At 41.1% G+C, this 13,328-nt stretch carries 18 protein-coding genes; 5 read left to right on the top strand and 13 right to left on the bottom strand.

The window, feature by feature from the left end; genetic code table 11:
• Positions 1-21 precede the first annotated feature (21 nt).
• Positions 22-1,215 carry a hypothetical protein gene (locus QFZ77_RS19830; RefSeq protein WP_307442063.1) on the top strand — a complete coding sequence of 398 codons (1,194 nt, stop codon included), beginning with the start codon at positions 22-24 and terminating at the stop codon, positions 1,213-1,215.
• A complete protein-coding gene (locus QFZ77_RS19825; RefSeq protein WP_307442062.1) occupies positions 1,175-1,945 on the top strand; it encodes a glycosyl hydrolase family 18 protein in 771 nt (256 codons plus the stop codon). The genes QFZ77_RS19830 and QFZ77_RS19825 overlap by 41 nt, the downstream gene beginning before the upstream one ends.
• Before the next feature lie 90 nt (positions 1,946-2,035).
• Here QFZ77_RS19825 and QFZ77_RS19820 read toward each other — a convergent pair whose 3' ends face one another.
• Complete coding sequence (locus QFZ77_RS19820; protein ID WP_029193210.1) at positions 2,036-2,251, bottom strand: hypothetical protein; 216 nt, start codon at positions 2,249-2,251, stop codon at positions 2,036-2,038.
• Positions 2,252-2,538: 287 nt separating this feature from the next.
• Here QFZ77_RS19820 and QFZ77_RS19815 point away from each other — a divergent pair, with 287 nt between their 5' ends.
• A complete protein-coding gene (locus QFZ77_RS19815) occupies positions 2,539-2,697 on the top strand; it encodes a DUF1540 domain-containing protein (protein ID WP_307442060.1) in 159 nt (52 codons plus the stop codon).
• 306 nt (positions 2,698-3,003) lie between these two features.
• Here the strand turns inward: QFZ77_RS19815 and QFZ77_RS19810 are convergent, their stop codons facing one another.
• Positions 3,004-5,079 (bottom strand): thioredoxin domain-containing protein, encoded by a 2,076-nt coding sequence (locus QFZ77_RS19810; protein WP_307442057.1) that lies wholly within the window; start codon positions 5,077-5,079, stop codon positions 3,004-3,006.
• A gap of 312 nt (positions 5,080-5,391) precedes the next feature.
• Between QFZ77_RS19810 and QFZ77_RS19805 the strand changes: the two genes are divergently transcribed.
• Entirely contained in the window at positions 5,392-6,018 is a 627-nt protein-coding gene (locus tag QFZ77_RS19805) for a cysteine hydrolase family protein (protein WP_307449661.1), read from the top strand.
• A 265-nt stretch (positions 6,019-6,283) separates the two neighbouring features.
• Here the strand turns inward: QFZ77_RS19805 and QFZ77_RS19800 are convergent, their stop codons facing one another.
• The 8 genes from QFZ77_RS19800 to QFZ77_RS19770 form a co-directional block, all read right to left on the bottom strand.
• The gene (locus QFZ77_RS19800; protein ID WP_307442055.1) at positions 6,284-6,538 is read right to left on the bottom strand and encodes a hypothetical protein; all 255 of its coding nucleotides are present in this window, start codon (positions 6,536-6,538) and stop codon (positions 6,284-6,286) included.
• Between the two features lie 37 nt (positions 6,539-6,575).
• Positions 6,576-6,773, bottom strand: a complete 198-nt coding sequence (locus QFZ77_RS19795; RefSeq protein WP_307442054.1) for a hypothetical protein — start codon at positions 6,771-6,773, stop codon at positions 6,576-6,578.
• 56 nt (positions 6,774-6,829) lie between these two features.
• Entirely contained in the window at positions 6,830-6,958 is a 129-nt protein-coding gene (locus tag QFZ77_RS37860) for an Imm7 family immunity protein (protein ID WP_373462624.1), read from the bottom strand.
• Between the two features lie 29 nt (positions 6,959-6,987).
• Positions 6,988-7,434: a hypothetical protein gene (locus tag QFZ77_RS19790; protein ID WP_307450112.1), complete on the bottom strand. Its 447-nt coding sequence runs from the start codon at positions 7,432-7,434 to the stop codon at positions 6,988-6,990.
• Positions 7,361-7,540, bottom strand: a complete 180-nt coding sequence (locus QFZ77_RS19785; RefSeq protein ID WP_307442051.1) for a DUF255 domain-containing protein — start codon at positions 7,538-7,540, stop codon at positions 7,361-7,363. Before QFZ77_RS19785 ends, QFZ77_RS19790 begins: the two co-directional genes overlap by 74 nt.
• 135 nt (positions 7,541-7,675) lie before the next feature.
• On the bottom strand, positions 7,676-8,464 hold the full coding sequence (locus tag QFZ77_RS19780) for an ABC transporter permease (protein WP_307442049.1): 789 nt from the start codon (positions 8,462-8,464) through the stop codon (positions 7,676-7,678).
• Positions 8,461-9,366, bottom strand: coding sequence for an ABC transporter ATP-binding protein (locus tag QFZ77_RS19775; protein ID WP_307442048.1), 906 nt, complete (start codon positions 9,364-9,366; stop codon positions 8,461-8,463). Before QFZ77_RS19775 ends, QFZ77_RS19780 begins: the two co-directional genes overlap by 4 nt.
• Positions 9,363-9,602: a PLD nuclease N-terminal domain-containing protein gene (locus QFZ77_RS19770; RefSeq protein ID WP_307442047.1), complete on the bottom strand. Its 240-nt coding sequence runs from the start codon at positions 9,600-9,602 to the stop codon at positions 9,363-9,365. The genes QFZ77_RS19775 and QFZ77_RS19770 overlap by 4 nt, the downstream gene beginning before the upstream one ends.
• 192 nt (positions 9,603-9,794) lie before the next feature.
• Here QFZ77_RS19770 and QFZ77_RS19765 point away from each other — a divergent pair, with 192 nt between their 5' ends.
• Positions 9,795-10,340 (top strand): helix-turn-helix domain-containing protein, encoded by a 546-nt coding sequence (locus QFZ77_RS19765; protein WP_307442045.1) that lies wholly within the window; start codon positions 9,795-9,797, stop codon positions 10,338-10,340.
• A gap of 107 nt (positions 10,341-10,447) precedes the next feature.
• Here QFZ77_RS19765 and QFZ77_RS19760 read toward each other — a convergent pair whose 3' ends face one another.
• The 3 genes from QFZ77_RS19760 to QFZ77_RS19750 all read right to left on the bottom strand — a co-directional run bounded on the left by QFZ77_RS19760 (position 10,448) and on the right by QFZ77_RS19750 (position 13,316).
• A complete protein-coding gene (locus tag QFZ77_RS19760) occupies positions 10,448-11,101 on the bottom strand; it encodes a formylglycine-generating enzyme family protein (RefSeq protein ID WP_307442043.1) in 654 nt (217 codons plus the stop codon).
• 65 nt (positions 11,102-11,166) lie between these two features.
• Positions 11,167-11,820, bottom strand: coding sequence for a TetR/AcrR family transcriptional regulator (locus tag QFZ77_RS19755; protein WP_307442042.1), 654 nt, complete (start codon positions 11,818-11,820; stop codon positions 11,167-11,169).
• Between the two features lie 251 nt (positions 11,821-12,071).
• A complete protein-coding gene (locus QFZ77_RS19750) occupies positions 12,072-13,316 on the bottom strand; it encodes an OmpL47-type beta-barrel domain-containing protein (protein ID WP_307442041.1) in 1,245 nt (414 codons plus the stop codon).
• Between the last annotated feature and the right edge of the window lie 12 nt (positions 13,317-13,328).

Here is a 13,328-nt window from a genome sequence, read left to right as displayed (position 1 = left end):
TACTAGAAAGAGGCGTGATGGATGAAAATTGGGAAATGGATGCTCACAGGCACCCTATTATTATCAATGAGCGTACCAAATGCTGTTCAGGCAGCAGGTATAGTTCAATCAAGTTTGGACAAAACAACGAAATATCGCGTCTATCAATACAATCATGTACTCATGGAATTTGCGGCTTATGGGCAAGCAGAAGCATTTGCAAAAGGCTTTACGAATAGTCATGTCGAAGAAATTAGCACTCGTAAATGGCTATGGAACAATTTCCCTCGCTATCAAGTTTTTCAGTTGGATGTAACATTGCCTGAATGGCAATTTGCCTCATTGGACACAGCCATCGCTGAAGCAAAGAAATGGTCCAATGCAAGTGTTAGGGACCTGCAATCCACTGGTTGGGTGTGGAACAACTACCCTAATTTCCAGGTCTACCAAAATGAGATCACGCAGGATTCATGGAAGTATCTAACACTGAACGAAGCCGTTGCCGAAGCGAAGAAATGGGGCGGCGCTCATATTATTGATTTAAACAGTAATAAGTGGATTTGGGACAATATTTCAAGCGAGGAAAAGCAAGCACTTCGCACTGGCGAGCTTATTTATAAGGTGTTTCAAGGTACATTTTCAGCAAATAATTGGGAATTTGCATCCTTAGAGGACGCTATTGACGAAGCTCTCAAATGGGGAAATTCTTCCGTCGTTAATAAAAATACGCAAAAAACCGTTTATAGCAATCTTAAAGTTTATAAAGTATTTCAGAATGATACGTTTTTGCAGGACTTTGCTTCCTTGAATGAAGCAGCAGACTACGCACGTCTATGGGGACACAGCTCCATCTTCATGGATGGCCGCAAAATTTGGAACAATTACGCCTCATATCAAGTGTTTCAGAATACAGCACTCATTGGGGAATTCAAGACGATTCCCGAAGCTTTAAGTTACAGTGTGCAATATAGTAATTCTTCTGTTCAAACGCTCGATCATCGCTTCCTATGGGATAATTTCAAAAAGCTGCAGGTATGGGGCTGGAACGGCATGGCCGGTGGTGATGCGATTAAAGCGCATCTGAATAATACGGTCGGACTTGATGTTGATTCTCCGAGCTATTTCGAGCTTGCGGATGCAGCAGGTAATTTGAAGGATCAATCCAATGCCGATACCGTCAAATGGTTGCAAAAGAATGGATACACCGTTTATTCCGCTAGTCAGCAACCAATTTAGCTCAACCTTGACGACTCAATTCCTTGCGGATAGCGCTGCCCAAGACAAATTCGTTAAAGCCTTGGTAGACCGCTCTGTCCAGCTTGGCGTTCCGGGCATTAATGTGGATTTCGAAAGCCTGGCTGGTTCGGATCGTAATGCTTTTACAGCCTTCATGACCAAATTGACCTCCTACGCTCACTTGAACAGCTTAGTTGTATCCATTGATCTGCCGCGTGGTAGTGTTAAATGGAACCATCTTTCTGCATTCGATCATGAGAAGCTGGGGAGTCTGGTAGATTACGTCGTCATCATGGCCTACGATCAATTCTGGCGTGGCAGTACATCTGCGGGGTCCGTTGCCGGGCTTCCTTGGACGGATGGCGGTATTCAAGAATTCCTTTCCTATGGCATTCCACGGGACAAAATCATTCTAGGTATCCCTTACTATGTGCGTGAATGGAAGCTGGATTCAGCCGGTGCCTTGCAAAGTAATCGAACCTTGTTGATGAAAGACATCCCAGCTTTATTGGCTTCCAAATCAACCAAACAAACTTGGGACAAGACCTTCGAACAATATCGGATCGAGTACCAAGAGGATGGGTTCACCTATATCTTCTGGTTGGAAGATGAGGCTACGGTCAAAGCTCGTCTGGACATGGCGAAAAAGTACGACATCGCTGGTGTCGCTGCATGGCGGCTTGGATATGATCAAGCGGACTTATGGAAATTGATTTTGCAGAATAAATGAATGAATACATAAAAAAATAGTCCAAAAAAAATTAGACAAAAAATTAGACCACAAACAGATTAAACCTGCTGTGGTCTTTTTTTATGCAGATCAGATAAGACCCCATTCGCTAAAAATGGTTTCAGTACCGCAGCCCGAACAATACTTGGCGTCCGGCTTGTTAACTTTGTAGCACCCTTTATGCAGCAAGGTTTTCTCTTTGGTACACTTATTCTTAAGCGGTGCTCCACAACGAATGCAGTAGTTATCTTCTTTATCCGCGACATATTTACACCTAACACATTGTTGCAGCTCATCCTTAGCCATAGGTTCAACCCCTTGAAGTTTGTAGCTACTCCATGTATATGTGGGTAATCATTGCTAAGGTGAATAATAAACCCTACCAGCTATGTATAAAAATAGGCCTCTTTCGACCACCCTAATTAAGGAGAGACTTTGTTCTTCGAACAAAGATCCCAAAAAGGAGAGACTTTGTTCTTCGAACAAAGATCCCAAAAAGGAGAGACTTTGTTCTTCGAACAAAGATCCCAAAAAGGAGAGACTTTGTTCTTCGAACAAAGATCCCTATATTATGTATTGGAGGTGAAAGAGGCATGGCTAAAGATGTTCTTTGTGAAGTGAATTCCTGCAAATATTGGGCTAACGAAAACAAATGCAATGCGAGCTCGATTTATGTCGTGAGTCACCGCGGCAATGACCAAGCTCGTAATTCTGAGGAAACGGATTGTAAGACGTTTGAGTCTAAGATTTAGAGCGAAAGATTTAGTCCGTTAGAGTTAGAGCGTTAGAGTTAGAGCGTTAGAGCTAGAGCGTTAGAGCTAGAGCGTTAGAGCTAGAGCGTTAGAGCTAGAGCGTTAGAGCTAGAGCGTTAGAGCTAGAGCGTTAGAGCTAGAGCGTTAGAGCTAGAGCGTTAGAGCTAGAGCGTTAGAGCTAGAGCGTTAGAGCTAGAGCGTAAGAGTTAGAGTGAAAATCCAGAGCGTAAAAAGAGGCCCTGTCGGGGGCCTCTTCTCTTTTTTCCTTGCCCTTATTCTCATTGTAACCAATAATGATAATTATTATCAGTGTTTCGAGGAGAGATTTTCGAGCTCCTCGAGATCCTGCGTCGGCGCTTGGCAGGCGAAGTTCTGGCACACGTAGGCCGTAGCCTGCCCTCCAAGCGGCAGCTTGTCTTGTACCAGCGGAATGAGCTTGCGCACTTCTTCACCCGCCGCTCCAGGCGGATGAAGAATTAGCAGCACATTTGGCAGGTACTGCCGCTGCACCGTGCGCAGCATGAGCTGCGTCTCTGGCTTCGCCGGATCGCCGGCGATGACGATTTCGCTGGCTTCGCCATACACGAAGTCGAGCGCGGCCAACGTGAGCGCGTGGCCCGGCGGGTAGGACGCGACAGCTCCGGCGAATGCCTGGAGCTGCTCATCTGCTGCCTGCGACAGCTTCGCGTCGTAGGTCAGTCTGGACAGCCGCAGCAGGTTCAGCGCGGCTGCAGCGTTGCCCGACGGCATTGCGCCGTCGTAGATCTCTTTGGGGCGGGTGAGCAGCTGCTCGGCATCGCTGCCGTAGAAGAAGAGCCCGCCCTTCTCTTCGTCTCCGAAGAGACGAAGCATCTCTGCGTTCAGCTGGATCGCTTCACGGAGATAGCGAAGCTCGAACGTGGTCTCGTACAGCTCGATGAGGCCCCAAACGAGGAACGCGTAGTCGTCCACGTAGCCGAGGAAAGCCGCTTCGCCATCGCGATAGCGGGCGAGCAACCGCCCATCCTCGCGGCGCAGCTCGCGCAGGAGGAATTCCGCAGCTTTCGCAGCTGCCTCCGCGTAAGCTGGCTTATCCAAGGCGCGTGCTGCCTTGGATAGCGCAACAATCATCAGACCGTTCCACGCGGTCAGAATCTTATCATCCTTGCCCGGATGGATGCGCTGCTTGCGATGCTCGAACAGCTTGACGCGGGCAGCCTCGATGCGCTGCTTCAGCTCATCCAGTGGGATTTGCTTACGCTTCGCAAAAGATTCCATCGTCGTTCCAATTAAATTCGGGATATTTTGCCCCTCAAAATTGCCCGACTCCGTAATGTCGTACAGCTCGGAATATAGATCGCTTTCCTCAATCCCTAATATGTCCTCCACTTCATCCGGCGTCCAGACGTAGAACTTGCCTTCCTCCCCTTCCGAGTCGGCATCCTCCGCTGAATAGAAGGCTCCGCCCTCATCCGTCATATCCCGAAGAACGTAAGTAATGATCTGCTCAGCGACTTCTGCATACTTTGCTTTACCGGTCACCTGAAAAGCTTCTATGTATGTCATAATTAACAACGCATTGTCGTACAGCATCTTCTCAAAATGCGGCACTAACCATTTTTCATCCACCGAATAACGGGAGAAACCGAATCCGATGTGGTCGTACATGCCTCCACGATGCATAGCATCCAGTGTATTTTCAACAATTTTAAGCGCACGTTCGTTGCCTGTTTTATGATGATATCTAAGTAAAAATGATAGATTATGAGAGGTTGGAAACTTTGGTGAATTACCGAATCCACCATGTTGAGGATCGAACATGCTTTCATAGATTCGGAAAGCTTCATGCAAAGTCTCCTCGGACACCTCACCACCTGTGCGGTGCTCAAGCAATCGACTCGTTGTTTCTTGGATAACCTGCTCACCCACCTCGCGAATGCGCTCCGCGTCTTCCTTCCACTTCGCTGCCATCTGGGCTACGATCTCTACCATCCCTGCCCGATTATATTTCCGGCTGCGCGGGAAGTACGTCCCTGCAAAGAACGGCTTCTTCTCAGGTGTCAAAAACACCGTAAGCGGCCAACCCCCTTGCCCTGTCATCGCCTGACAAACAGCCATATAGATATGGTCGACATCTGGACGCTCTTCGCGGTCCACTTTGATCGAGATGAAATCTTTGTTCAGCATGTCTGCAACGGTTTGGTCTTCGAATGATTCGTGTGCCATGACATGACACCAATGACAACAACTATATCCGACACTTAGAAATATGGGCTTATTCTCTAGTTTTGCTATCTCAAAAGCTTCACTATTCCACGAGTGCCAATTGATCGGATTGTATGCGTGTTGAAGCAAATAGGGGGATTTTTCGTTTATAAGTAAGTTTGGTTTCCGTTTAGACATTTTACATTTCCTTCCTAACTTTTGGAATGTTATTATTATATTCCTTTTACAATAGAAATGAAAAAACGCCTTGCAAGGCGTTCAATACAAAAAAAAGGCAATTTCTATGTAACTTCCCCCATAGGTTCAACCCAATGAAACTTCTCTTTTATTGGATTATCGTTTCCCGATAGATAGCTTTACAAGTACCTTCGTTCTATGCAAGCTATTAACATTTTTCATTTATAAAATCTGACATAAAACAAATTGCAAATACATATAAAATGCCTATAATGTTTTTTAGCAGTAGCTGCGAGGGAGGAATGTATTTTGGTGTTTAAACCACATCCCAATAATACCGCCATTGTAATCACAGACCCACAAAATGATTTCATGAGTCCTGGGGGGAAAGGCTATCATCTAACAAAAGATAATATTGAGCAAAATAACACTATACAAAACCTCGAAATATTAATGAGAACTGCTTTATATAAAGGATACCAACTTTTCATATCACCGCATTATTTATACCCTCATGATTATGGCTGGCAATTTACTGGAAATGAACAAAATATGTTATTAGGACTTCAAATGTATCAAAAGGCAAATGCGTATACACCACCTTCTCCAGGAGCTGATTTTGTTCATTCTTTAAAACCTTATATTTTTGATAGGAGAACCGTCGTTTCAACTCCACACAAAATTGCTAGCCCACAAACAAATGATTTGGTATACCAGTTACGACAACATAGAATAGAGAAGACGATTCTTGCAGGAGTACTTTCAAACATTTGTGTAGAGTCCCATATGAGGCATTTAATCGAAAATGGGTTTGAAACGGCTGTTGTATACGATGCTACAGCAACGCTAAGTGAAAGGGATTTTCAAGCAGCCGTTACGAATTACAAAGCTTTTGCCAGTGCTACTTGGACAACACAGGAAGCTCTTTCACACTTATAAAGCCTTGACAATCCTCATCAAATATTTCTTGTATAACTTGACCAAACGGTTCCCCGAGTTGGTTGCTTTTCAGAATAAGGACTTGGAAAATCGAAAGTTAAGGATATGTGTATGATGTGGGCGAGGTGGCTGATTACGCCGTAACCCCTCCGATTTGTTCGGAGGGGTTAATTGCATGACGCTGCTAGTTGCTTTTTCGCTCGTTTGCTCAGATATAGGATATCGTATTACATTATCATGCCCGTTAAGCTTAATGAAATCCATGTTATTCTATATGTTCGCCTGTCTTTAGTTCACCCTCAACCTCTACAAGCAAATCGCCTGTCATTGGAGCATAAAGTCCATCAATATACTTGCCATAGGTCTTTATTTGTTTAATGAAATATTTTGATGTTAGAGAATCGTTATTATCTAAATAGAGATATTCACCAACAAAAATATCCTGCAAGGCTCCACCCCTTACCCATATCTCCCCATCTTTTTGGACAACTTCACCACCATCAAATGCTTGGTTCAACAACTGTTTATCCTCCAATACATGAAATTGCTATGCTAACCTACCTCTTTAATAAAATCGTGCTTTCAGGTGGATCGGCATTGATACGCATAAACTCAATAACTAGCCCCTCAAGAGACATTTCATATTCGCCATGTTTATAGTAGTGCTTTACCTCTTCTAATTCTTCAATTGGTATTACCTTCTCTGATGAACTTATATATTCAGACAATCGCTTTTCAGCATTTTCAATCATCATATTCTCCTAGCGTCAGACATGCTTATAAAATTACTCATATATATAACATCATAAGCTTAATCTTCAATTGTTGGGTTACAAGGCGACAAATACATATCTTCTTTTTCCGTAACTTTACCTCTAGCTAGAACATACACTTTGAAACAGTTATGACTCTGTTTGTCTGTAGCGTCTCTAATATACAATAGACCATGCGAACCTTTTGCTTGGTTTCCTAATTCTCTATATAAGCCCTAATATCAGCTATAACTAAAAGCAGGCTTTCCGTATCTTCTTCATAAGTATTTTCACTTATTGTCAGCCATCCATGAAACTTAGTATCAGCTACATGTGCTATTGCATGTCTACTTAATGGAGATTTAATTGCTTGACCCAAGATAAAACTATCCAGAACGAAGTCAGTATAGAAAACACGAACAGCATCATCAAGTGAAAATTCTCCATCTTGATCCAGCAACTTGTTAATAGACTCTATCAGCTTTGTTTGCTTGGCAAATCCAGACAACTCACTTTTTTCACTAATAACTCCCTCGATTTGAGGAAGTAGTGTTGAAACCGAAGCAAAATACATTTCCATAACATGAGCACTAATAGCTTCCTTTAGAATGCCATATCTGTGTCCTAACCATGTAATTGCAGCCCACTCGTTGCGCTTTGTCAAATGCTACTTCACCCCAAGGGAACCATTCCACTGGATTGTGAGCATGTTGAAGTAAGTATGGCGATTTCTCGGTGATTAACCTATTGGGTTTGTTATTCGTTGTCATGAAACATCACCTCCTTGGTTTTTAGGATATTTTTGTCGGTATAACGAGATTAGTATACCTTAGAAAAAAAAGAAAAACCCATGTCTGTTGACATGAGTTTTTGATTATGCTGCTATCACCTTCACAAGAATGTCATTATTCATTATTAAATCTTTTACCAGAAATCCAAAAGATCGTTACAATGATTGTTAGTACAATCCATATAAGTACCACTAAAACATTCCATATTACACTGGGATTCACTGCTCCTGTAATTAATACTTCCATGGCATGTTTACTCATACTTGCTGGATTCATAAAATCTGTAACAGAACTCAAACCTAGTACAATTCTACAGCCTAGTAGAATTACAATTGAAATTAATGCAATAATGCCTTGGCTATTAAAAATAGTACTTACCATCGTAATGAAGGATACCATAAACAGAACCCATAACAAATAAAACAACGAAGCTATTATCGCGTCCACAAAGTTAACATTTGTAAACAACAAATTAACATACACATACGAAATCAAGTAACCTATCACTACAGAACAAGCAACAAATATGTAATTAGCAATTATTTTCCCACCTATGTACGATACTACAGTGACCGGTCTTGTAAGAATAAAAGCTAGCATACCGTTGACTTTATCTATCTGTAAGATTCCCATCATCGAAATTGCAATAATGATAACTCCTAACTGATCAAATTGAGCAGCTAAAGTACTTGCGAGTACTTCACCACCTTGTTGAGCAGCCATGCTAGGATCAATTGTGATACCTTGTGCTCCACCGAGTGATTTTAATATAGAGGGTAAATAATGACTAACAACTGGCTGAGTTATTCCTAAAAATATAAATACTAGAGGCAGCCAAATAACTTTAAATTCACGAACCATTTGAACAAATTCTTTTTTCATTAGCACATTAAAATGATTCATTTTTCCACCACCAACTTCATGAATATCTCTTCTAATGTATCGTTATTGATTTCAAACTTTACGAGGTCAACCTGATGTTCCAGAGCACTTCTTAGTAACTTATTCTTATTCAAGCCTATATTTTCAACTTGTATTTTTATTTTATTTCCTACTGCCTCTACATTTTTTACATAGTTCAAATTTTTCAAAACTTTCATCCATTCTTGATCGATAGACGTAACTTCAAAAATCATTTTATTTTGGCTATTGCTGTTTAACAAGTCGGAGATGGTTGTATCTTCAATTTTTTGCCCATTTTTGATGATAATAAATCTTTCACAAATTTCTTCAGCATCACTTAATATATGCGTCGACAATAAAATCGTCGTCTCTCTCTTGATTTCTTGTATTAGATTCAGTACTTCTCTTCGACCAATTGGGTCTAATGCCGATACCGGCTCATCCATTACAATCAATGATGGTTTGTGTAACAACGCCTGTGCAATGCCAAGTCTCTGTTTCATTCCACCTGAAAATGTTCCAACTTTTGAATTCTCTTCTCCACTTAACCCTACTTTCGATAATATTTCTGGGATAGCTTTTGATAATTCTTCTTTACTTAATCCTGATAGTTCTCCCATGAAAGCAAGAGTTTCTTGTGCAGTCATCCAGTGATAAAAGTTAGGGTACTGTGGTAAGTAGCCAATTTCCTTTTTCAATTGCGAAATTTTCTTTCCGTTAAGCAATACTTCTCCCGTTGTAGGATTAATAATATCTGAAATAACTTTGATGAGTGTCGATTTACCAGCCCCATTCGGGCCTATCAATCCCACACATTCTCCAGATTGCAGAACCATTGAAAAGTTATTTACAGCCGTTTTTGTTTTATATGTTTTAGTAACATTTTTGACTTCTAATTTCATACACTTTCACGTTCCTTCCTGCCAATAACAAAGTACAGAATCGGACCAAACATGTTTAGAAAAATAATAATGAGAGTCCACAGCAAAACATTTTTCCTCGTTTTTCTGTGCTTGTATAAATCCATTAATGCTATTAGGATCAAAACCATTCCTACAGCTAAGACCGGTAAAATAACCGGCAACACAGACATGAAATCAAATTCTTTTAATTCGTTCCACCCATAATGCATTTGCAAATTAACCATCTCCCCTAAAGTCATTATCAACAACTTTTGTTATCATTATCGATAATGATAACATAAGAAGGTAAAATGTTACACTTATTTTTTTTCTTTAAAGAATGTTGTTTAAATTCTCATTGTTATTTACAATGAGAATATTATCATTATAGATAATAACGAGATCTTTTTATGATTGGGGAGAACAAAATGGTTAATAAAGCTGAAATTATCCTACACCCAGTAAGGATGAAGATTTCTCAAGCTTTAATGAGAAACAAAGAAAATGGACTGACTTCACTTGAAATGGTAAAAATCATTAAAGATGTGCCTCAGGCAACGCTATATAGACATATACAAGTTTTGTTAGATGCTGGAGTTATCCGCATTATAAAAGAAAAAAAAGTGAGATCCATTTCCGAAAAATACTACACATTAAATGAAGAAGAAGCCCGACTTAGTGCAGATGATTGGAAAAAGTCTTCTAATAAGGAAAAGCTGAATTATATTTCGCATTACCAATTATCGCTTATGACTCAATATCAAAACTATCTTACCAAATTAGAAGAACAAGATTGCTCATATGATCGTTCTACTTTTTCACTTGTAGAATTAAAGCTTGATGATGAAAATTTCAAAAAGTTTCAAAATGAATTAAACGACCTAGTGATAAAATACTACAACACTGCTAACGAAAGTAATGACCTGGATGCACCAATTCGAACTATTGCCTTTACCATTATTCCAGAATCCTAAAACAGAAAATTCAAAATATGTTGATTTCTCAGCGATTAGCATGCCTTACAACAAAAAGAAAAACCCATGTCTGTTGACATAAGTTTTTATGAGCTTGACAACACCACTTATATAGACTTGGCAAGGCGGAATCCAAGGTCATCGATAGTAAATGTCGGGTGACTGCGACGACGACAAGAAGCCCCACAACCTCTGGCCTCTTCAGCCCAGCTGCCACCGCGAAAAATTCGGTAAGAGCCGTATACGTTCTCATCGTATAAATCCCAACACCACTCCCAAACATTCCCTAACATATCATACAGCCCCCATGCATTCGGTTTCTTTCTTCCTACTTCATGGGTCGTGCCAGCTGAATTTTCATTATACCAAGCAATTTTTTCAAGTTCTCCGTATCTATATCCTGTAGTTCCTGCTTTACACGCGTACTGCCATTCCGCTTCGGAAGGGAGGCGATAGCCATCTGATTCCCAATCACAGATGATATTTTCACCATCATTACTTATCGAATAACACTCCTTCAAACCAGCTTTCTGAGAAAGTAGATTACAAAAGGAAATCGCATCATTCCATGATATATTCACAACCGGATTTTGATCTGCGACATAAGAAATAGATGATTTTTGTGAAATGGCAAAATAAAGTTCCTTCGTGACAGGATACTTGGCAAGTAGAAACGGTTGTATGTTAACCTTCCATTTAGATCTTGTTCGATCGTCCCTTAAGTCTATTTCTCCACCAGGAACATATTTCGTTGCTTTCAACGACGGCAATTTCTACATCGTTCTTTTTGATTGTAATTATTTTCATATTCGTCCTCCATCCGCGTTCAACCTTTAATTAATTTTCTGACATAATCCTCACAGATAAATCGATTATCCTCATTATTCAATGGAGGGATATTCGCTACTCTAAAGAAGCTTAATCCAACCACCATCGCCAGAAGGCCGTAAGCGGCGCTTTTGGAGTCGTCCACCCTCATTTGCCCCGACATGTTACCGTAATCAAAGATCCTTGCAATGCCGTGAAGATCTTCCATATAGCTCTTGGATACTACCTCTTGTAAATTGCGATCCAATACAGCTTTGGAAAAGAACTGAAGAAAAAGCTTGGCTTGATCTTCATGCGGGATAAACATCCTCTCAATCCCATCAAGTTCCGAAACATTGACCGTCTTTTGTATATCATCGCTATATGGCGGGAGGATGTGCTTCAGCGTGACATCGATCATTTCCTCAGCTGTCATCGTTTTCTGGATTTCTGATTGGATCTTTACACCATAATAGGCTAAGAACGACTTGAATGCTTCAATGATCAAGTTATCTTTATTCTTAAAATAATAAGTAACAACACCCTTTGAGCAGTCCGCATACTCAGCGACCTTATCCAGAGTCATACCATCAATCCCGTGTCTGCTGATACAAATTAGTGTGGCGTTAATGACGTCAGCTCGACGCTTTGGCTCCATTCCTACTTTAGGCATTTTTCTCCTCCTCGTTTATCTAAGTTTTTTTATACCGTACAGTCGGAATAAATAAAATATATCTATAATTTTCCTTTATGTCAAACCAGGATTCGATTAATCAATTTACCTTCATCACAAATACCGAGCGATAATCCGAACCAACTTTGCAGGCAACTCTGTCGATGAAAACCACTATAACCAAAAAAAAATCCGCGCTGGGCGCGGATCTAGATATATGTTCTTAACCTCCTATACATATGTCCCTGAGGTTATTTCACATTTTCATCTTCATACTCTTCGTAATTGTTAATGCCTTGGTCGTGAGGTACCTTGACCGTCGCTGTTGCAATAGCTTTATTCCCCGCTTTGTCTGTAGCCATATACGTTATGGTATAAACCCGTCCCGAACTTTTACCTGTTCTTTCAGCGCGAAGTCTAAAGGACGTGTCAAAAGTGCCATAATTTGCATCTTGAATATCATCCAGTTCTACCTTCTCGTTGCTTGTAATAGAAGTCAGCACGATGGAGTCGATTTGGGACATATCATCCAATGCATAAACACTGGCGGTAACTGTAACCAGCTTTTTATTCGCAGGCCACAAAGTGGTCTTATCCAATGCGATACTTAGCGTTGGGGTTGCCTTATCAACTTTCAGTGATATCGATTTTACAGCTTCTTCATTTCCAGCTTGATCGATACTCTTGTATTCAAGCGAATGGACGCCGTAAACAGACCAAGTAACGGGCTGAGAATAGGTAGACCAACCAGATCCGTCGATACGATATACCGTTTGAGTGACCGAGATGTTATCAGTTGCCGCGAGCGTCACCGTCGGATTCGAGATATACCAGTCGTTCTTTCCGTCAATTGGACTTGTTGAAGCGGTGGTAACCGGTGCCTGTGTGTCTAATTTAATGGTCGTTGACTTTACTTTACCAGGAATTCCTTCCTCATCAACACTGCGGTATTCAACAGCATATGTACCATCCGTATTAACATTAATCACTGAATTGTATGTTGTCAAAGCCCCTTGATTAATACGGTATTCGATCTTGTTGTCTTCGGGTATTCCGTTCACAGCTTCGATGGTAACGTTAACCGGATGCATATACCACCCATTTTGTCCGTCAGGTTGCTCAGGTGACACTTTTGCCTCAAGTTCCACAATAATGGGTTCAATATGAAATGTAGCAGTGGCAATTGTGTCGGCATTTTGTCCACCGACGGTTACGTGATACGTTCCAGGAACTTCTTGGCTGGTCTTATAAGTAAACTGGAAAGCTCCACCTGGACCACTCCTACTTTGGTTCAAATAATCCAATTGATTCAAAGGGCTTCTGACTTGAACGCTAACGATCTGCCCTTCCTCTGAACCTAAATGGCCTGAAATCGTTACGATTCGGGTAACGTTATCAAACGATGCGCTTACCGTCAACGATGCAGCTATCGCGAACGGAGCCATCATACCTAAGCATAATAGGAGTGATAGTATGATAATTGACCATCTTTTCAATCGTATTCCTCC

It is taken from the genome of Paenibacillus sp. V4I3 (assembly GCF_030817215.1).
Lineage (GTDB): Bacteria > Bacillota > Bacilli > Paenibacillales > NBRC-103111 > Paenibacillus_E.
Note: the sequence above shows the minus strand (reverse complement) of the source record. Positions and strands in the feature narration are given on the sequence as shown.